Source organism: Burkholderia sp. WTPI3 (assembly GCF_021483755.1).
Classification (GTDB): domain Bacteria; phylum Pseudomonadota; class Gammaproteobacteria; order Burkholderiales; family Burkholderiaceae; genus Burkholderia.
In genome coordinates, this window is sequence record NZ_JAGIXF010000047.1 from 1 (window position 1) to 18962 (window position 18962).

Annotated in this window: 13 protein-coding genes and 1 pseudogene; 10 read left to right on the plus strand and 4 right to left on the minus strand. The window is 68.1% G+C overall.

The window, feature by feature from the left end; genetic code table 11:
- The 3 genes and pseudogenes from J7024_RS23275 to J7024_RS23285 all read right to left on the minus strand — a co-directional run.
- Window positions 1-1043, minus strand: a pseudogene (locus J7024_RS23275) (adhesin); the annotation flags it as partial.
- A gap of 354 nt (window positions 1044-1397) precedes the next feature.
- Window positions 1398-3281 carry a gamma-glutamyltransferase gene (gene ggt, locus J7024_RS23280; protein WP_124827828.1) on the minus strand — a complete coding sequence of 628 codons (1884 nt, stop codon included), beginning with the start codon at window positions 3279-3281 and terminating at the stop codon, window positions 1398-1400.
- A gap of 70 nt (window positions 3282-3351) precedes the next feature.
- A complete protein-coding gene (locus J7024_RS23285; RefSeq protein WP_124827829.1) occupies window positions 3352-4314 on the minus strand; it encodes a LysR family transcriptional regulator in 963 nt (320 codons plus the stop codon).
- 233 nt (window positions 4315-4547) lie between these two features.
- Between J7024_RS23285 and J7024_RS23290 the strand changes: the two genes are divergently transcribed.
- From J7024_RS23290 to J7024_RS23330, 9 genes are all read left to right on the plus strand, one after another.
- A complete protein-coding gene (locus J7024_RS23290) occupies window positions 4548-6683 on the plus strand; it encodes a 3-hydroxyacyl-CoA dehydrogenase NAD-binding domain-containing protein (protein WP_124827830.1) in 2136 nt (711 codons plus the stop codon).
- A 29-nt stretch (window positions 6684-6712) separates the two neighbouring features.
- Entirely contained in the window at window positions 6713-7909 is a 1197-nt protein-coding gene (locus tag J7024_RS23295) for an acyl-CoA dehydrogenase family protein (protein WP_175750981.1), read from the plus strand.
- A gap of 14 nt (window positions 7910-7923) precedes the next feature.
- The gene (locus J7024_RS23300) at window positions 7924-9060 is read left to right on the plus strand and encodes an acyl-CoA dehydrogenase family protein (protein WP_124827832.1); all 1137 of its coding nucleotides are present in this window, start codon (window positions 7924-7926) and stop codon (window positions 9058-9060) included.
- 30 nt (window positions 9061-9090) lie between these two features.
- On the plus strand, window positions 9091-10296 hold the full coding sequence (locus J7024_RS23305; RefSeq protein WP_124827833.1) for a CaiB/BaiF CoA transferase family protein: 1206 nt from the start codon (window positions 9091-9093) through the stop codon (window positions 10294-10296).
- Between the two features lie 98 nt (window positions 10297-10394).
- Window positions 10395-10700 carry a DUF485 domain-containing protein gene (locus J7024_RS23310; protein ID WP_059544695.1) on the plus strand — a complete coding sequence of 102 codons (306 nt, stop codon included), beginning with the start codon at window positions 10395-10397 and terminating at the stop codon, window positions 10698-10700.
- Window positions 10701-10711: 11 nt separating this feature from the next.
- Window positions 10712-12397 (plus strand): cation acetate symporter, encoded by a 1686-nt coding sequence (locus J7024_RS23315; protein ID WP_124827834.1) that lies wholly within the window; start codon window positions 10712-10714, stop codon window positions 12395-12397.
- 352 nt (window positions 12398-12749) lie between these two features.
- A complete protein-coding gene (locus J7024_RS23320) occupies window positions 12750-14039 on the plus strand; it encodes a dicarboxylate/amino acid:cation symporter (RefSeq protein WP_124827835.1) in 1290 nt (429 codons plus the stop codon).
- A 4-nt stretch (window positions 14040-14043) separates the two neighbouring features.
- Entirely contained in the window at window positions 14044-16065 is a 2022-nt protein-coding gene (locus J7024_RS23325) for a sensor histidine kinase (protein WP_124827836.1), read from the plus strand.
- An 85-nt stretch (window positions 16066-16150) separates the two neighbouring features.
- Window positions 16151-17506 (plus strand): sigma-54-dependent transcriptional regulator, encoded by a 1356-nt coding sequence (locus J7024_RS23330; protein WP_124827913.1) that lies wholly within the window; start codon window positions 16151-16153, stop codon window positions 17504-17506.
- A gap of 97 nt (window positions 17507-17603) precedes the next feature.
- Here J7024_RS23330 and J7024_RS23335 read toward each other — a convergent pair whose 3' ends face one another.
- Window positions 17604-18140, minus strand: a complete 537-nt coding sequence (locus J7024_RS23335; RefSeq protein WP_124827837.1) for a peroxiredoxin family protein — start codon at window positions 18138-18140, stop codon at window positions 17604-17606.
- A gap of 163 nt (window positions 18141-18303) precedes the next feature.
- On the opposite strand from J7024_RS23335, the gene J7024_RS23340 reads away from it, so the two are divergent.
- The gene (locus tag J7024_RS23340; RefSeq protein WP_199568532.1) at window positions 18304-18876 is read left to right on the plus strand and encodes a hypothetical protein; all 573 of its coding nucleotides are present in this window, start codon (window positions 18304-18306) and stop codon (window positions 18874-18876) included.
- The last annotated feature ends 86 nt before the right edge of the window (window positions 18877-18962 follow it).

The following is an 18962-nucleotide window of genomic DNA, read 5'->3' on the forward strand; positions in this document are numbered from 1 at the left end:
AGCGTCAGGTCGTCGTACGCGAGGGCGCCGAGCTGTTTGCCGTTCGGATCGATCAGGCCGGTCGCCTTCAACTGCGCGATGGTCACGGCGTCGGTGTCGTCGACACCGTTGGACAGCCCGGTCAGCACGCGCGTGCCGTCCGTACCGGCGACGCTCACCGACGCGCCGCCCTTGTCCGCACCGATCGAGATCGCGAGGCTCGCGGGATCCTGGCGCACGAGGCCGGTGATGCCGTTGTTGAGGCGCGTGCCGAGATCGTCGACGTCGACGCGGATGGATTTGACTTCGCCTTCGACGTTCGTTACGCGGCCGTCGAGCGTCGTGATCGATTGCGCGCTGGCTTTGGCCCGTTCGTCCAGATTCGTCAGTGCGCTGCCGACATCGCTGAACGACCGGCCGTCGATCTTGTAGTTCGGGCCGCGCACGCTCCCGTCCGCGTTGATCGTGGCTTCTCCGCCGAGCGCTTCGACGACCGGCCTGAGCTGGGACAGGTTGACCGCGTCGGTGTCCGTCGTGCCGGCGCGAAGATTGACGAGCTGGCGCTCGTTGCCGCTCTTGCCGATCGACACCGTGTTGCCTCGGTCGGCGACGCTGCCTTGTCCGAGCGCGACTGCGTCGTGCGCGGTGACCGCCGCATCCGCGCCGAGTGCGAGCGCGCGGTTCGCTTTGACGTTCGACCCGACGCCGAGCGCGCTCGAGCGATCGCCGTGAACGTTTGCTCCTTCGCCGATGGCGATCGTGGACCGTCCGTCGGCGATTGCTTCTGCGCCAATTGCGATCGCCGAGTAATCGGCACCGCTCTCACCTTTCGCCTGCGCGCCGGCGCCAAGGGCGATCGAACCTGCGCCCGTTGCGCTGGTTAGCGGGGTATAGCCTTCAATGATGACAAGGTTGTCCAGGGTCAGACTGGGGGCCGCTGCATAGCTGTAGCCCGAGGCGAACGCGACGAGCGAGAAGGCGAGCGCGGACAGGCGCGGCGGGCGCGTCGCAATACACGAGCGGACACGCTCGCGGCCAGAAGGCGTGGAGATGGTGTGGGTCATGAATCGTACTCCTTATTATTTGATGGCTTGATTTCGCATACACAGCCCGAGACGGCGGCAATAGGCTTCGTCTGCACCGGAGCGCATCGCCGTTGCGAACGGGATGCCGGGATGAGGTGTCTGCGACTCGAGCGGACGACTATACGGAGCGACGTATATGTCGTCGATCAGACAAGTACGGAATTGACGGGGCGGGGGATGGGACTCGATATCGAGCGCGGTGCACCATATCGTGGTCGGACCGGGTCGAAAGGCGGGACGCGCGCGACGCGCGTAAGACGAGTCGGTATATCGCCACGGATGGGCGGACGAATGGTTTCGCGCGGCGTGCTGCGCCGCCGCGCACGGGTACGCTCACTCCCCCATCGCCACCCCTTCGCGCCGCGGATCGGCGCCGCCGAACCACACCGTCTGCCCCTGCACGTTCAACCGCTGAATTCCCTGCAGTCCCGAGTTCATCTCGACGAGCTGCACGTCATGCCCGCGGCCCTTCAGCCCATCGACGAGCGCATCCGATACGCGTCCGCGCTCGAGCTGCGTCGGCCCGTTCATCGACCCGAAGTTCGGCAGCGCGATCGCCTGCTGCATCGTCATCCCCCAGTCGAGCACGCCGATCAGCGCCTTCGCGACGTGATTGATGATCGCGGGGCCGCCGGCCGAACCGACGATCATCGTCACCTGCTTCGTCTTCTGGTCGAACACCAGCTCGGGCGACATCGCCGAGCGCGGCCGCTTGCCTGGCTGCACGCGGTTCGCGACCGGCCGGCCGTTCTCGCTCGACACGAACGAGAAATCGGTGAGCTGGTTGTTCAGCATGAAGCCGCGCACCATCAGCCGCGAACCGAACGCGTCTTCGATGCTCGTCGTCATCGACAGCGCCTGGCCGTAGCGATCGACGATCGCGATGTCGGACGTCGACGGCAATTCGGGGCTGCGGTCATCGGCCATCGCGAGCGTCGCGCCCTGCGGCGTGCCGGCCTGCGCGACGCCCATGCTGTTGTCGCCGATCAGGCGTGCGCGCTGCGCGAGATAGGTCTTGTCGGTGAGGCTCGCCCAGCTGCCGCCCGGCAGCGGCACGAAATCGGGATCGGCGACGTAGCGCGCGCGGTCCGCATACGCGAGGCGCCCGGCCTCGCTGAACAGGTGCGCGGCGAACGGCGTCGGCTCGTAGCCCAGTTCGGTGCGTACCGGCTTCTGCACGCCGATCTGCTGCCAGTCGGGCATCGCCTGGAGGATGCCGAGCATCTGCGCGATCGCGAGGCCGCCCGACGACGGCGGCGGCATCCCGCAGACGACCGAGCGCCGGTAATCGGTACACAGCGGCGCACGCACCTTCGCCTTGTAGCGCGCGAGATCCTGCAGCGACAGCAGGCCCGGATTGGTCGGATGCTTGCGCACCTTCGCGACGATGTCGCGCGCGATCGCGCCGGTGTAGAACGCACTCGCGCCGCGGTCGGCGACCTGGCGCAGCACGGTCGCGAGCGCGGGGTTCTTCAGCACCGTGCCGGCCGCCTTCGGCGTGCCGTCCTTGTTGTAGAAGTACGCACGCGCGGCCGGATCGCTGCTCAGGTACCTGTCGTTCGCGATCAGCATCGCCAGGCGCGGGCTGATCGCGAAGCCGTGCTCGGCGAGCCGGATCGCGGGCTGGAACAGCCGGCGCCACGGCAGCTTGCCGTGCGCGCGGTGCGCGGCGTCGAGCATGCGCAGCACGCCCGGCGTGCCGACCGAACGCCCGCCGACGACACCTTCGTAGAACCCCATCGGCTGGCCGGTCGGCCCGTAGAACAGGCGATCGGTCGCGGCGGCCGGCGCGGTTTCGCGGCCGTCGTACGCTTGCGTTGCCTTGCCGTCGAAGTACAGCATGAACGCACCGCCGCCGAGCCCCGACGATTGCGGCTCGACGAGCGCGAGCACCATCTGCGTCGCGATCGCCGCGTCGATCGCGGTGCCGCCGGCCTTCAGCATGTCGTAGCCGGCCTGCGTCGCGAGCGGGTTCGCGGCCGCGATCATGAAGTGCTGCGAGGTCCAGCCAGGCTTGTCGGTCCAGCCGGACGACAGTTCGGGCGCGTGAACGCCGGGCAGCGGCACCGCGACGCCGGACGCGGCGGCAACCGGGACGACGGCGCCCGACGGCGCGGACGGGGACGTGCAGCCGGCGTTGAACGTGACGAGCGCGACGAGCGCGAGCGCGGCGACTAGCGTCGGGGGACGCGAATGCGGACGAATCCGGTCGAACATGGAACCCTCGGCAACGGTGAATTCGAAGGCGGCGGCGTGTGCGCGGCACGCGCTCCGCACGGGCGGCGCGCTATTGTCGCCGCGCGGCCGGCGGATTGTCACCCGACAGGAAACCCTGACGGATCCCGCCGGGCCCGCCCCGGCCGGTCTTTCCGGCCTGTTCGAGGATGAACTCTATGAACGTCGACGTCGCGCGCGTATGGTGCCGGTTCGGCATGTACAGCATGTACATGTGCGTGCCGAAGATGCTGAGGCGGTACGCGTCGAGCGACGTGACGACGGCGCCGTGCCGGATGTCGTCCTGCATCACGTAGTCGGGCACGATGCCGACGCCGATCCCGGCGAGGATCGCCTGGCGCAGGAACAGGAAGTTCTCCGAAATCAGCGTGGGTTCGAGCAGTACCTCATGGCGTTCGTCGCCGAGATACGCGGCGATCCGCAACTGCCGGCCCAGCACCGTCGCGGTGACGACCGGCGCCGCGGCCAGCGCGCCGAGGCTCGCGGGCATCCCGTGCGCGGCCGCGAACGCGGGTGACGCGCACGCGACGTAGCGCACGGCACCCATGTCGCGCGCGACGAGGTTCTGCGGCGGTTCCGGCATCACCCGCACCGCGATGTCGATCTCGTCGCGCATCAGGTCTTCCACGCGATTCTCGAACACGACGTCGAGCACGATGCCCGGATACAGCCGCTTGAACGCGAGCAGCCAGTCGGACATCACCATCTGCCCGTAGCCGCTCGGCACCGACAGCCGCACACGGCCCTGCAGGTCCTGGCCGAGCGTCGTCACTGATTCCTGCGCGGCGAGCAACTCGTTGCGGATGCGCCGGCCGTGCTCGTACAGCTTCAGTCCGATCTCGGTCGGCTCGATGCGGCGCGTCGTGCGGCGCACGAGCTGCTGGCCGATCGAGCGTTCGAGCTGGTTCAGCCGGTAGCTGACGTTCGCGCGGCTCATCTTGAGCCGTTGCGCGGCCTTGCTCAGATTGCCCGCGTCGAGAATCTCGACGAGCAGCGTCAGTGCGTTCAGGTCCATGCGCGGTGTCTCCTGATCCGTCCCGTTTAACGGTCGGAAAACATTCGGTGTCAAGGCAGACTTGACAGCTTGTAAAGTCATGCGGGAATTGTCAATGAATCTCGATCAATCGAGAATCGAGTCATGCCCGGCGACCACGCTGGCGCGTTTCCCGCGCCGCGCGGGCCCCGATCGGGAACCGGCCCTGCCGGCTCGTCCCGCAGCCCCGCGCGGCGCACCGCACTGGAGACACGATGAATTCCACCGCTTCCCCCGCCAGCCCCGCGGCCGGCACGGTCACGCGCGAACGGCGCGACAAGGTGCTTGTCGTCACGATCGACCATCCGCCCGTCAACGCGCTGTCCGCCGATGTGCGGCGCGGCCTCGCCGATGCGCTCGACGCCGCGCAGGCCGACGACGCGATCCGCACGGTGCTGATCGTCGGCGCCGGCCGCAACTTCATCGCGGGTGCCGACATCCGCGAATTCGGCAAGCCGCCGGTTCCGCCGTCGCTGCCCGACGTGTGCGAGCGGATCGAGTCGAGCGCGAAGCCGGTCGTGGTCGCGTTGCACGGCGCGACGCTTGGCGGCGGCCTCGAGGTTGCGCTCGCCGCGCATTACCGGCTCGCGGTGCCCGGCTCGAAGCTCGGGTTGCCCGAAGTCACGCTCGGCCTGCTGCCCGGCGCCGGCGGTACGCAGCGCGCGCCGCGCCTGATCGGCGCGAAGGCTGCGCTCGACCTGATGCTGACGGGGCGCCACGCGAGCGCGGACGAAGCGCTCGCGCTCGGCCTCGTCGATCGCGTCGCGCGCAGCGACGACACGCTTGCCGAAGGGCTCGCCTACGCGCAGGAACTCGTGTCGCTCGGCGCGCCGGTGCGTCGCACGCGCGATGCGCACGGCCTCGCGGATCGCGCGGCCGCGCAGACCGCGATCGACGCGGCGCGCGCCGAACTGCCGAAGAAGTCGCGTGGCCTCTTCTCGCCGGCGAAGATCGTCGACGCGGTCGAGGCCGCGCTCACGCAGCCGTTCGACGCCGGGATGAAGCTCGAGCGCAGCCTGTTCCTGCAATGCCTCGACAGCCCGCAGCGCGCGGGCCTCGTGCACGCGTTCTTCGCGGAACGCGAAGCCGCGAAGGCGCCCGAGGCGCGCCGCGCGAGCGCGCGCCCGGTCGAGCGGATCGGCGTGATCGGCGGCGGCACGATGGGCGCGGGCATTGCGGTCGCGGCGCTTGATGCCGGGCTGCCGGTGACGATGATCGAACGCGACGAAGCATCGCTCGCGCGCGGCCGCGCACATGTCGAGAAGGTGTACGACGGCCTCGTCGCGAAGGGCCGCATGACGCCGGCCGCGCACGCGGCGCGGCTCGCGCGCTTCAAGGGCAGCACGTCGTACGACGCGCTCGCGCAGGCCGACGTCGTGATCGAGGCCGTGTTCGAGGACATGGCGGTGAAGAAGGCCGTGTTCGCCGAACTCGCGCGCGCGTGCAAGCCGGGCGCGGTGCTCGCGACCAACACGTCGTATCTCGACATCGACGAGCTGGCGGCCGGCACCGACCGGCCGGCCGACGTGATCGGCCTGCATTTCTTCTCGCCGGCCAACGTGATGAAGCTGCTCGAAATCGTCGTGCCGGCGCGCGTGAGTGCGGACGTCGTCGCGACCGCGTTCGCGCTCGCGAAACAGATGAAGAAGACGCCGGTGCGCGCGGGCGTGTGCGACGGTTTCATCGGCAACCGGATCCTAGCCGTCTACCGCACCGCGGCCGACTACCTGATGGAAGACGGCGCGTCGCCGTACCGGATCGATCGCGCGGTGCGCGAATTCGGCTTCCCGATGGGGCCGTTCCAGGTTGTCGACCTCGCGGGCGGCGACATCGGCTGGGCGACCCGCAAGCGCCGCGCGGCGACGCGCGATCCGCGCGCGCGCTACGTGGAGATTTCGGACCGGCTGTGCGAGCGCGGTTGGTTCGGGCAGAAGACGGGGCGCGGCTATTACCTGTATCCGGGCGGTGCGCGCGTCGGTACGCCGGACCCGGAAGTCGAGGCGATCGTCGCGGAAGAACGTGCGAAGAAGGGCGTCACGCCGCGCGAATTCAGCGACGACGAGATCCTGCGCCGCTACCTCGCCGCGATGATCAACGAAGGCGCGAACGTCGTGTACGAGAAGATCGCGCTGCGTCCGCTCGACGTCGACGCGGTGTTCCTGTACGGCTACGGCTTCCCGCGCTATCGCGGCGGCCCCATGCACTACGCGGACACCGTCGGCCTCGCGAACGTGCTCGCCGACATCCGCGCGTTCGCGAAAGAAGATCCGCTGTTCTGGAAGCCTTCGCCGCTGCTCGTCGAGCTGGTTGAGCGCGGCGCGGATTTTGCGAGCCTGAACCGTGTCGACTGAACGCCAACCGCATTCGCAACGGACCCACGATGGATCTTAATTTCACTCCCGAAGAGGAAGCGTTCCGCGCCGACGTGCAGCGCTTCCTGCAAGCCGAACTGCCCGCGCGCACCGCGCGCAAGGTGAAGGGCGGCCTGCATCTGACGCGCGACGACATGCGCGAATGGCACGCGATCCTCAATGCACGCGGCTGGCTCGCGAGCCACTGGCCGCGCGAATATGGCGGCCCCGGCTGGAGCGTCGCGCAGAAGTTCCTGTTCGACAACGAATGCGCGCTTGCGGGGGCGCCGCGCATCGTGCCGTTCGGCCTGAACATGCTCGGGCCCGTGCTGATCAAGTACGGCAACGACGCGCAGAAGCGTCACTGGCTGCCGCGCATTCTCGATGGCACCGACTGGTGGTGCCAGGGCTATTCGGAGCCGGGCGCCGGCTCCGATCTCGCATCGGTGAAGACCAGCGCGGTGCGCGACGGCAATCATTACGTCGTGAACGGCCAGAAGACGTGGACCACGCTCGGCCACTACGCGAACATGATCTTCTGTCTCGTGCGCACCGCGACCGACGTGCGCAAGCAGGAGGGCATCAGCTTCCTGCTGATCGACATGAATACGCCAGGCGTCGAAGTGCGCCCGATCATCACGCTCGACGGCGAGCACGAGGTAAACGAAGTGTTCTTCACCGACGTGCGCGTGCCGGTGGAAAACCTGGTCGGCGAAGAGAACCGCGGCTGGACCTACGCGAAATACCTGCTCACGTACGAGCGCACCAACATCGCCGGGATCGGCTTCTCGACGGCCGCGCTCGAGCGGCTGCGTGCGGTCGCCGCGAAGGTCACGAAGAACGGCCGGCCGCTCGCGGACGATTCGTTCTTCGCGGCGCGCGTCGCGCGCGTCGAGATCGAGCTGGAGAACATGCGCACGACCAACCTGCGCGTGCTGGCCGCGGTCGCGGGCGGCGGCGTGCCGGGCGCGGAAAGCTCGATGCTGAAGATCCGCGGCACGCAGATCCGCCAGGAGATCACCGCGCTGATGCGCCGCGCGATGGGGCCATACGCGCAGCCGTTCGTCGACGATGCGCTCGACGCCAGCTACGACGGCGAGCCGGTCGGCCCTGACGAGGCCGCGAGCGCCGCGCGGCAGTACTTCAACAACCGCAAGCTGTCGATCTTCGGCGGCTCGAACGAGATCCAGAAGAACATCATCGCGAAGATGATGCTCGGGCTGTAACGAGGGACGCGAGGATGGATTTCCAGCACACAGAAGACCGCCGGATGCTGGCGGACACCTTGAACCGCTTCATCGCCGAACAGTATGCATTCCCGGTTCGCGATCGCATCGCGCAGTCGGCCGAAGGCTTCGATCGCACGATGTGGCAGCGTTTTGCCGAGCTCGGCGCGGTCGGCGCGTTGTTTCCCGAAGCCGATGGCGGCTTCGGCGGCGCAGGCTTCGACATCGCCGTGGTGTTCGAATGCCTCGGGCGCGGGCTTGTCGTCGAGCCGTTCCTCGGCGCGTTGCTCGCGGGCCGTGCGTTGTCGCTCGCGGGCGGGCCCGCACACGCCGACAAGCTCGCGGCGCTGATCGACGGCAGCGCGAGCGCCGCGTTCGCGCATGACGAGCCGGGCTCGCACTACGAACTGACGACCGTGCGCACGCGCGCCGAGCGCTCGGCCGACGGCTGGGTGCTGATGGGTGCGAAGGGCGTGGTCGACCAGGCCGCGCAGGCGGCGTTCTTCGTCGTCAGCGCGCGCATGTCCGGCCAGGACGACGACGCAGCCGGCATCGGCCTGTTCGTCGTGCCGGCCGACGCGCCGGGCGTGTCGCTGCGTGATTACCGGAAGATCGACGGCGGCCGCGCGGCGGAAGTGCGCTTCGATCGCGTCGCGTTGCCGGCCGATGCCGCGCTCGGCGAACTCGATGGAGAGGCGGGCGCGGCGCTGCTCGAACGCGTGCTCGGCTACGGGCTGCTCGCGCTGTCGGCGGAGGCGCTCGGCGCGATGGACGTCGCGAAGGAGGCGACGCTCGAGTATCTCCGCACGCGCAAACAGTTCGGGGTCCCGATCGGCAGCTTCCAGGCGCTGCAGCACCGGATGGCCGACCTGTTGCTCGAAATCGAGCAGGCGCGCTCGGCGGTGATCAATGCAGCCGCGCAGCTCGATGCACCGCACGCGCCGCGCGAGCGTGCGCTTGCGGCGGCCAAGTTCAGCATCGGCCGGATCGGCACGCTGGTGGCGGAAGAAAGCATCCAGCTGCACGGCGGGATCGGGATGACCTGGGAGCTGCCGCTGTCGCACTACGCGAAGCGGCTCGTGATGATCGATCACCAGCTCGGCGACGAGGATCATCATCTCGCGCGCTATATCGCGCTGTCGAAGCAGTAAGCGCAAACCCCGCGAATGGAGGAGACAGGCATGACGAACGAACCGCGCGCGCTACCGCTGGCCGGCGTTAAGGTGCTCGATTTCTCGCGCGTGCTCGCGGGCCCGTGGAGCGCGATGGTGCTCGCCGATTTCGGCGCGGAAGTGATCAAGGTCGAGCATCCGGCTCGCGGTGACGACACGCGCGACTGGGGGCTGCGGGTCGGCAATACCGAGACGACGTACTTCAACAGCGTGAACCGCAGCAAGCGCTCGATCTGCGTCGACCTGCAGACCGAAGCCGGGCAGCGCATCGCGCGCGAACTGGCCGTGCAGGCCGACGTGCTGATCCACAACTTCAAGTGCGGCGGCGCGGAAAGGCTTGGGCTCGGCTACGACGCGCTGGCCGGGCTCAATCCGCGGCTCGTGCATTGCGCGATCTCCGGCTACGACCGTTCGGGCCCGGAGGCCGCGCGGCCCGGCTACGACCTCGTCGTGCAGGGCGAGGCAGGGCTGATGGCGCTGAACGGCGAGGCCGACCAGCCGCCGCTGAAGTTCGGTGTCGCGGCGGTCGACCTGTTCACCGGCATGTATTCGGCGCAGGCGATCCTCGCCGCGTTGTACGAGCGCCATGCGACGGGCCGCGGGCGGCAGATCGAGATGGCGCTGTTCGACTGCGGGCTGATGATCACCGCGTACTACGGGCTCGATGCGCTGCTCACGGGCGAGGATCCGCCGCGCTACGGCAACGCGCATCCGTCGATCGTCCCGTACGGCGTGTTCGACGCGGCCGACGGCCCGCTCGTGATCACGGTCGGCAACAACACGCAGTTCGCGCGATTTTGCGATGTGATCGAGCGGCCCGACCTCGCCGCCGAAGAACGCTTCAAGACCAACCTCGGCCGCTCGCGGAACCGCGCCGACCTGCTCCCTGAAATTCGCCGCGAACTCGCGCGCCGGCCGCGCGCGACGCTGCTCGCCGCGCTCGCCGGCGCGGGTATTCCGTGCGGCGAAGTGCTCGGGCTGCACGAGGCGCTGACGTCGGAACGCGCGACCCGCGCGGGCCTCGTCACGCGCCAGCCGCATCCGGTCGCGGGCGGCGTCGACGTGCTCGCGCCGCCGTACCGCTTCGATGGAGCGCGGCTGCCGGTGCGCGGTGCGCCACCGGTGCTCGGCGCGGACACGGATGCGGTGCTCGGCGGCTGGCTCGGGATGTCGCCGGAGGACGTTGCGCGGCTGCGTACGGATCGCATCGTGTAACGCAGGTTTTCCGCCGCCGTGGCGCGGGCGGATCGGTTGACGCGCCGGCCATCCACAAGACACTTCTCGCGAAACGACGAGGAGACATTGGAGACACCATGGAGCTTTCCGTCATCGAATCGGTCACGGCTCGCCGTGACTACCAGCAGCTCGTGCGGGCACGGCGCCGTTTCAGCTTCACGCTGACGGCGCTGATGATCGCGACCTATTACGGCTTCATCCTGCTCGTCGCGCTTGCGCCGCACGTGCTGGCCGCGCCGCTGTACCGCGGCGCGACGACCACGGTCGGGATCGTCGCGGGCGTCGCGATCATCCTGGTCGCGATCGGCCTGACCGCATGCTACGTGCTGCGCGCGAACCGTGCGTTCGACCGCCGCGTCGACGCGATCCTGCAGCGTTCGTGACGGAGGCCGACATGCAACGCACTTCGCGCGCGCTCGGCGCGCTGGCCGCTCTCGTTTCCTCCACCGCCGACGCGACGGGCGTCGCGGGGCCGATGCCCGACAAGGTCGAGCTGAACCCGGTGGCGATCGCGATGTTCTTCGCGTTCGTGTTCGCGACGCTCGCGCTCACGCGCTGGGCCGCGCGCCGCACGCGCTCGACCCGCGACTTCTATACGGCCGGCGGCGGTATCACCGGGCTGCAGAACGGGCTCGCGATCGCGGGCGACTACATGTCGGCCGCATCGTTCCTGGGGTTGTCGGGCATGGTGTTCATGTTCGGCTTCGACGGGCTGATCTATTCGATCGGCTTCCTGGTCGGCTGGCCGTTCGTGATGTTCCTGATCGCCGAGCCGCTGCGCAACCTCGGCAAGTTCACGTTCGTCGATGTCGTCGCGTACCGCTTCGCTCAGCGGCCGATCCGGCTGCTGACGTCCGCGAACGCGCTGACGATCGTCGTGCTGTACCTGGTCGTGCAGATGGTCGGCGCGGGCAAGCTGATCCAGCTGCTGTTCGGGCTGTCGTACGGCACGGCCGAGCTGATCGTCGGCGTGCTGATGGTCGTCTACGTGTTCTTCGGCGGGATGACCGCGACGACCTGGGTCCAGATGATCAAGGCCGTGCTGCTGCTGTGCGGCGCGACGCTGCTGGCGGTGCTCGCGCTCGGCGAATTCGGTTTCAGCGTCGATGCGATGTTCCGCCGCGCGGTGGCCGTGCATCCGGGCGCGCTGTCGATCATGGGGCCGGGCAAGCTGATCCGCGATCCGGCCAACGCGCTGTCGCTCGGCATCGCGCTGATGTTCGGTACGGCAGGCTTCCCGCACATCCTGATGCGCTTCTTCACGGTGCCGAACGCGAAGGAGGCGCGCAAGTCGGTGCTGTATGCGACCGGCTTCATCGGCTACTTCTACCTCCTGACCTTCGTGATCGGCTTCTCGGCGATCGTGCTGCTCGCGCAGCATCCGGAATTCTTCCGGCTCGGTGCGAACGGCACCTTCAACCTGACGCACGACCTGCTCGGCGGCTCGAACATGGTCGCGGTGAAGCTCGCGCAGGCCGTCGGCGGCAACTGGTTCTACGGCTTCATCGCGGCCGTCACGTTCGCGACGATTCTCGCGGTGGTCGCCGGGCTCACGCTCGCCGGCGCGACCACGATCTCGCATGACCTGTATGCGCAGATGTGGGCGCGCGGCAAGCCCGACGAGCGGCTGGAAATGCGCATCTCGCGTACGGCGACGATCGGGCTGTCGGCAATCGCGATCGCGCTGTCGGTCCTGTTCGAGCACGTGAACGTCGCGTTCATGGTCGGCCTCGTCGCGGCCGTGGCCGCCAGCGCCAATTTCCCGGTGCTTGCGATGTCGATCTTCTGGCGCGGGATGACGACGCGCGGCGCGGTGCTCGGCGGCGGCCTCGGCCTCGCGTCGGCAGTCGCGCTCACGGTGCTGTCGAAGTCGGTATGGGTCGACGTGCTGCACCACGCGCACGCGCCGGTATTGCTCGACAATCCGGCACTCGTGTCGGTGCCGCTCGCGTTCATCGGGATCGTCGCCGGCTCGCTCGCGGATCGCGGCGAGCGCGCGCGGCGCGAGCGCGACGCGTTCGCGCAGCAGGAGTTCTATGCGCAGACGGGCGTGCTCGCGAGCCGGGCCGTCCAGCACTGAGTTGTCTGATGAAACGGGGCATTCGTCCGGATCGCCGGACGGATGCTTTCCGGAAATCCGGAATCCCGGATTTCCTTGCCTGCCGCATTATGGGAAATACAATAAAAACAATGCTTTGGTGGCTTCCGAAGACCTGGCATCGACCTTGCGATATGAAAAGCACGGCCAATCCCACGGCCTGACTATTAAACCAAGGAGACAATCGATGACCACTGCCTTCCTCCCCCTCCGGACGTCCTGAGGCATCGCTTGTTGCGGCACGGCAGCCGCGCGGGCGAGTGGCACTTCCCTGACATTCGTCCGCGCGCGTGACGCCGTTTCCACCGGCTCATCTACTTCAGCAGGAACCATCGTGAAGAAGAAACCCATCTACAAAGTGCTCTATGTGCAGGTGATCTTCGCCATCATCGTCGGCGTGATCCTCGGCCACTACTACCCGGCGATCGCCACCGACATGAAGCCGCTCGGCGACGGCTTCATCAAGCTGATCAAGATGGTGATCGGCCCGATCATCTTCTGTACGGTCGTCACCGGCATCGCCGGCATGGAGGACATGAAGAAGGTCGGTCGCGTCGGCGGCAAGGCGCTCCTGTACTTCGAGATCGTGTCGACCTTCGCGCTGCTGCTCGGCCTCGCGGCCACGCACATCCTGCGTCCGGGCGTCGGCTTCAACATCGATCCGGCGACGCTCGACGGCAAGGCCGTCGCATCGTACGCGGCGAAGGCGCATGGACAGTCGACGGTCGACTTCCTGATGCACATCATCCCGAACACGATGGTCGATGCGTTCGCGCAGGGCGAAATCCTGCAGATCCTGCTGATCGCGCTGCTGTTCGGCAGCGTGCTCGCGCACCTCGGCGAGCGCGGCCGCGTCGTCACCGACTTCATCGACGGCCTGACGCGCGTGCTGTTCGGCATCGTGCACATCGTCACGAAACTCGCGCCGATCGGTGCCTTCGGCGCGATGGCGTTCACGATCGGCAAGTACGGCGTCGGCTCGCTGGTGCCGCTGCTCAAGCTGATCGGCACGTTCTATCTGACGTCGGTGGTGTTCGTGCTGGTCGTGCTCGGTACGATCGCGCGCTTCACGGGCTTCTCGATCATCCGCTTCGTGTCGTACATCAAGGAAGAACTGCTGATCGTGCTCGGTACGAGCTCGTCGGAAGCCGCGCTGCCGCAGCTGATGGAAAAGCTCGAGAAGGCCGGTTGCTCGCGTTCGGTCGTCGGCCTCGTCGTGCCGACCGGATACTCGTTCAACCTCGACGGCACCAACATCTACATGACGATGGCCGTGCTGTTCATCGCGCAGGCGACCAACATCGAACTGACGTGGATGCAGCAGCTCACGCTGCTGGCGGTCGCGATGCTGACGTCGAAGGGCGCGAGCGGTGTCACGGGCGCGGGCTTCATTACGCTCGCCGCGACGCTCGCCGTCGTGCCGACGATCCCGCTGTCGGGCATGGTGCTGATCCTCGGCATCGACCGCTTCATGAGCGAATGCCGCGCGCTGACCAACATCGTCGGCAACGGTGTCGCGACCGTCGTCGTGTCGGCATGGGAGAAGGAACTCGACCGCAACAAGCTGCGCCAGGCGCTCAAGGGCGGTGGCGAGGTCGCGACGACCGAGACGGCCGGCGTCTGACATCATGAAGGCGCAGGCGGCGGCACCGCCCACAGGCGGCGCGCCGCACGGTGGCCAGGGCGGCGATGCGGAGCCTTATGACACAATAGGCGATCCGCATCGCCAGGAAGTCTCGTCCGTGAAGCGCCGCCTGCTCATCCTCGTCATGCTTGCCGCCGCGCTCGCCGCGGCGTGCGCGCTGACGTGGACCATCACGTGGCGGCGCGGCGTCGCGGAGCTGCAGCGCAACGCCGCGGTGCGCGTCGATCGCACCACCAACGCGCTCAAGAGCACGCTCGATCGCTACGAATCGCTGCCTTATCTGCTCGGCAGTCATCCGTACGTGCAGGATCTCCTCGCCGAGCCGAAGCGCGCCGATTTCACCGCGCGCGCGAACCGCTACCTCGAAGACCTCAACGAACACGCACATGCGACCGTCACCTACGTGATCGGCGCGGACGGCCTGTGCGTGGCTGCCAGCAACTGGCGCGCGCCGGACAGTTTCGTCGGGATCGAATATCGTTTCCGTCCTTATTTCATCGACGCGATGAACGGCCAGGTCGGCCGCTTCTTCGGCATCGGCACGATCTCGCGCGACCCGGGCTACTACATCTCGCAGCCGGTGTGGCGCGACGGGCGGATCGCGGGCGTCGTCGTCGTGAAGCTCAATCTCGAATGGTTCCAGGGCGCCGATGCGTCCGAGCCGCTCGTCGTCGCGGACGATCACGGCGTCGTGTTCCTGTCGTCCGTGCCCGCGTGGAAATACCACACGCTGCATCCGCTGACGGGGCCGGTCGCCGCGTCGATCTACGAGACGCGCCAGTACGCGCAGCAGCCCGTGACGCCGCTGCCGTTGCGCGTCGAGCAGGTGCTCGGCCCCGATGCCGAGATCGTGCGGCTCGGCCCGGGCCTCGGTGCGCCGCGTTTCCTGGCCTCCAAGCGGCGCATCGGCGAGCCCGACTGGCTGCTCGTCACGCTCGCGCCGATCGCACCGGTGGACGCCGACGCACGCAACGCGACGATCGTCACGGGCTTCGGCTTCGTGTCGGTCGCGTTGCTCGCGTTCTACTGGCGGATGCGTCGCGCGCGTGTGCGCGAGATGATCCGCGGCCGCGCGCTGTTGCAGCAGGCGTATGCGCAGCTGAATCGGCGCGTCGAGGAGCGCACGGCCGACCTGTCGGAAGCGAACGAGCAATTGCAGAAGGAAGTCGGCGACCGGATCCGGGCGGAACAGGAGTTGCGCGCCGCGCACGACGAACTGATCCAGGCGAGCAAGCTCGCCGCGCTCGGCCAGATGGCCGCCGGCATTACGCATGAACTGAACCAGCCGCTCGCGGCGCTGCGCAGTTTTTCGGACAACACGCGAGTGCTGCTCGATCGCGGTGAGCAGGCGGCCGCGCGCGAGAACCTCGAGGCAATCGCCGCGCTGACCGAGCGGATGGGCAAGATCACCAATCAGCTGAAGCTGTTCGTCGGCCGCGCGAAGCCCCGCAACGAGCAGGCGCTCGTCGTGCGCGCGCTGCGCAGCGTACTGTCGTTGCTCGGCGAGCGGCTGCGCGGCGTCGCGCTCACGCTGACGCTGCGGGATGCGACGGTGTCGCCGGCGCAGGATGCGCCGCTCGACCTGGCACAAGACTATCCGCAGCTCGTCGCCCGCTGCGAGGACCTGCGCCTCGAGCAGGTGCTGATCAACCTGCTCGGCAACGCGCTCGATGCGGTGGCGGGCGCGGGTGTGACGACCCCGGCACCGGCGATCGAAGTGACGATCGCGGTGTCGGTCGCGACGCTGTCGATCGAGGTGCGCGACAACGGTTCCGGCATCGCGCCCGAGCTGCTGCCGCGCCTGTTCGAACCGTTCTTCACGACAAAGGAAATGGGGCGCGGACTCGGGCTTGGCCTCGCGATTTCGTCGTCGATCGCAAGCGACGCGGGCGGTGCGCTGACCGCGCGCAATGCGCCGTCCGGCGGCGCGCTGTTCGTCTTGACGCTGCGGCGCGCGCGCACGCATCATCCGGACTCCGTGTCCGAGCCGGCGGGCTCGCACTAGGCCGCAGACCCGGTCGCACGACCGGCATCAACGAGAGCCGCGCGCGCAACCCTGCCGCGCGGCCCGTCAGGAGCAAGTGACTACGATGGCCAACCGGCTGCAAGTGATCTATATCGAAGACGACGCGCTCGTTCGCCGGGCGAGCGTGCAAAGCCTCCAGCTCGCGGGGTTCGACGTCGTCGGGTTCGAATCGGCCGAAGCGGCCGACAAGGCGATCGTCTCCGAAAACGCCGGCGCGATCGTCAGCGACATCCGGTTGCCCGGCGCGAGCGGACTCGACCTGCTCGCGCAGTGCCGCGAGCGCGTACCCGACGTGCCGGTGATCCTCGTCACCGGGCACGGCGACATCTCGATGGCCGTGCAGGCGATGCGCGACGGCGCGTACGACTTCATCGAAAAACCGTTCGCGGCCGAACGGCTGATCGAGACGGTGCGCCGCGCGCTGGAGCGGCGCGAGCTCGTGCTCGAGAACCATGCGCTGCGGCGCGAACTGGCCGGGCAGAACATCGTCGCGCCGCGCATCATCGGCCGGAGTCCCGCGATCGAACAGGTGCGCAAGCTGATCGCGAACGTCGCGCCTACCGATGCGTCGGTGCTGATCAACGGCGACACGGGCGCCGGCAAGGAGCTGATCGCGCGCAGCCTGCACGAGCTGTCGCCGCGTCGCGACAAGCCGTTCATCGCGGTGAACTGCGGCGCGCTGCCCGAGCCGATGTTCGAGTCGGAGATGTTCGGCTACGAGCCCGGCGCATTCACGGGCGCCGCGAAGCGCCGCATCGGCAAGCTCGAATACGCGTCCGGCGGCACGCTGTTCCTCGACGAAATCGAAAGCATGCCGCTCGCGCTGCAGGTGAAGCTGCTGCGCGTGCTGCAGGACGGCGTGCTCGAGCGGCTCGGCTCGAACCAGCCGATCCGCGTGAACTGCCGCGTCGTCGCGGCCGCGAAAGGCGACATGAGCGAACTCGTCGCGGCCGGCACGTTCCGGCGCGACCTGCTGTACCGGCTCAACGTCGTGACGATCGCGCTGCCGCCGCTCGCCGAGCGCCGCGAGGACATCGTGCCGCTGTTCGAGCACTTCATGCTCGACGCGGCCGTGCGTTACGGGCGGCCCGCGCCGGTGCTGACCGACCGGCAGCGCGCGAGCCTGATGCAGCGCGACTGGCCCGGCAACGTGCGCGAACTGCGCAACGCGGCTGACCGCTTCGTGCTCGGCGTCGCCGACATGCCGCAGGAAGCCGGTACAGGCGGCGACGACGCGGAGAGCGACCAGACGCTGAAGGAGCGCATCGAGCAGTTCGAGCGCGCGGTGATTGCCGAGGCGTTGAACCAGACGGGCGGCGCGGTCGCCGCGACGGCCGACCGGCTGCATGTCGGCAAGGCGACGCTGTACGAGAAGATGAAGCGCTACGGGCTGTCCGCGAAAGGCGAAACCGAGCGCTGAAAAAGACACGGACCGCAGAACCGGGTTGTCCGGTCGTGCGGTCCGTTCGACGAGGCAGGGTGCGCGGCGCAGCCCTGCGAGTCGTGTCGGGCGGCGCTCAGGCCGCGTTGTTGCCGAGTGCCTTCTTGAGCAGCGCATCGAGTTCCGCGAATTGCGGTGCGCCGACGTAGCGCTTCAGGATTTTGCCGTCCTTGTCGACGACGAAGGTCGTCGGCGTGAGTTGCACGTTGCCGAACTGCTTCGCGACGCTGCCGTCGTCGAGCGCGACCTTGAACGGCAACTGGCGCGTCTGCGCGTAGTTCGCGACGTACATCGGCGGGTCGTAGTTCATCGCGACCGCGACGAATTCCAGCCCCTGGCCCTTGAAGCGATTATAGGTATCGACCATCTGCGGCATTTCCTGCATGCAGGTCGCGCAACTCGTCGCCCAGAAGTTCACGAGATAGACCTTGCCCTTCAGGTCGCCGGCCGTCGACACCTTCTGGCCCGACAGCAGCGTGAACGTGGCGTCGGGCACGGTGGACTTGCCGTTGAACGCGAAGAAGCCGGCAACGGCGATGGCCGCGACGACGACGGCCGCGACGATATAGCGGACGGGGCCGGTGCGGCGCTGGGCGGGAGGGGTGGTGTTCATCTGCGGTGCTCTCGGAGTCGGTCGATGACGCGGGTCGATGCAAAGGACGTCGAAATTCGGCGTTTATTTTAGCGCGAATGCGGCCCGTGCATCGGTGGCGGCCACACATCCCGGCCGTCGGGTTCGGCGGATAATAGGTGTTTTGCCTGTCCCCATCACTGCCATGCCGAAGGAAGTCATCGAGCCGTTGCGTCCCCTTTTTCGTCCGCTGCGACACTTCGCCGCGCTGGCGTGCGTGAGCGCGGCGCTGGCCGCGTGCTCGCCGTCATATGACTGGCGTACGCTGCATAACGATGCCGGCTACACGATTGACCTGCCGGCGAAGCCGACCGTCGAGAACCAGCCGGTGGCGGTGGGCGGCGTGTCGATGCCGATGCGGATGCAGGCCGCGCACGTCGACGGCGCCGTGTTCGCGGTCGGCACGCTGACGCTGCCCGACGATCGCGACGAGACGCGCGGCGCGGCGCTCGATTTTCTGCAGGCCGGGTTGTCGCGCAATCTCGAAGGCACGCCGCAGACCGTATCGGTGCCCGTGCCGCTCGCGGCCGGCGGTACGGTGAACGGACTCGAGTTGCGCATTGCCGGCGCAGCCAGCGGCGGCGACCATGCGCGCAAGACGATCATCGCGCGGCTCGTTGTACGCGGCCGCCGCGCGTACCAGGCCGTCGTGATCTCCGACGAGCCGCTCGCGCAGGAGCAGCTCGACCAGTTTTTCGGCTCGTTCAAGCTCGACTGATACCGGCCCGCGAGGGCGCTCAGACACGCGGTGACAATTGAAAGTTCATTCGCAGCTTTCGGCGCTAATCGCCGGATTTTGCGGGG

Bases quoted from the DNA above. Each gene is read 5' to 3' on its own strand.
- J7024_RS23340 (WP_199568532.1), top strand. From the start codon at position 18,304: ATGCCGAAGGAAGTCATCGAGCCGTTGCGTCCCCTTTTTCGTCCGCTG.
- J7024_RS23290 (WP_124827830.1), top strand. From the start codon at position 4,548: ATGAATTCCACCGCTTCCCCCGCCAGCCCCGCGGCCGGCACGGTCACG.
- J7024_RS23315 (WP_124827834.1), top strand. From the start codon at position 10,712: ATGCAACGCACTTCGCGCGCGCTCGGCGCGCTGGCCGCTCTCGTTTCC.
- J7024_RS23285 (WP_124827829.1), bottom strand. From the start codon at position 4,314: ATGGACCTGAACGCACTGACGCTGCTCGTCGAGATTCTCGACGCGGGC.
- J7024_RS23325 (WP_124827836.1), top strand. From the start codon at position 14,044: ATGAAGGCGCAGGCGGCGGCACCGCCCACAGGCGGCGCGCCGCACGGT.
- J7024_RS23310 (WP_059544695.1), top strand. From the start codon at position 10,395: ATGGAGCTTTCCGTCATCGAATCGGTCACGGCTCGCCGTGACTACCAG.
- J7024_RS23330 (WP_124827913.1), top strand. From the start codon at position 16,151: ATGGCCAACCGGCTGCAAGTGATCTATATCGAAGACGACGCGCTCGTT.
- J7024_RS23335 (WP_124827837.1), bottom strand. From the start codon at position 18,140: ATGAACACCACCCCTCCCGCCCAGCGCCGCACCGGCCCCGTCCGCTAT.
- J7024_RS23305 (WP_124827833.1), top strand. From the start codon at position 9,091: ATGACGAACGAACCGCGCGCGCTACCGCTGGCCGGCGTTAAGGTGCTC.
- J7024_RS23295 (WP_175750981.1), top strand. From the start codon at position 6,713: ATGGATCTTAATTTCACTCCCGAAGAGGAAGCGTTCCGCGCCGACGTG.
- ggt (WP_124827828.1), bottom strand. From the start codon at position 3,281: ATGTTCGACCGGATTCGTCCGCATTCGCGTCCCCCGACGCTAGTCGCC.
- J7024_RS23300 (WP_124827832.1), top strand. From the start codon at position 7,924: ATGGATTTCCAGCACACAGAAGACCGCCGGATGCTGGCGGACACCTTG.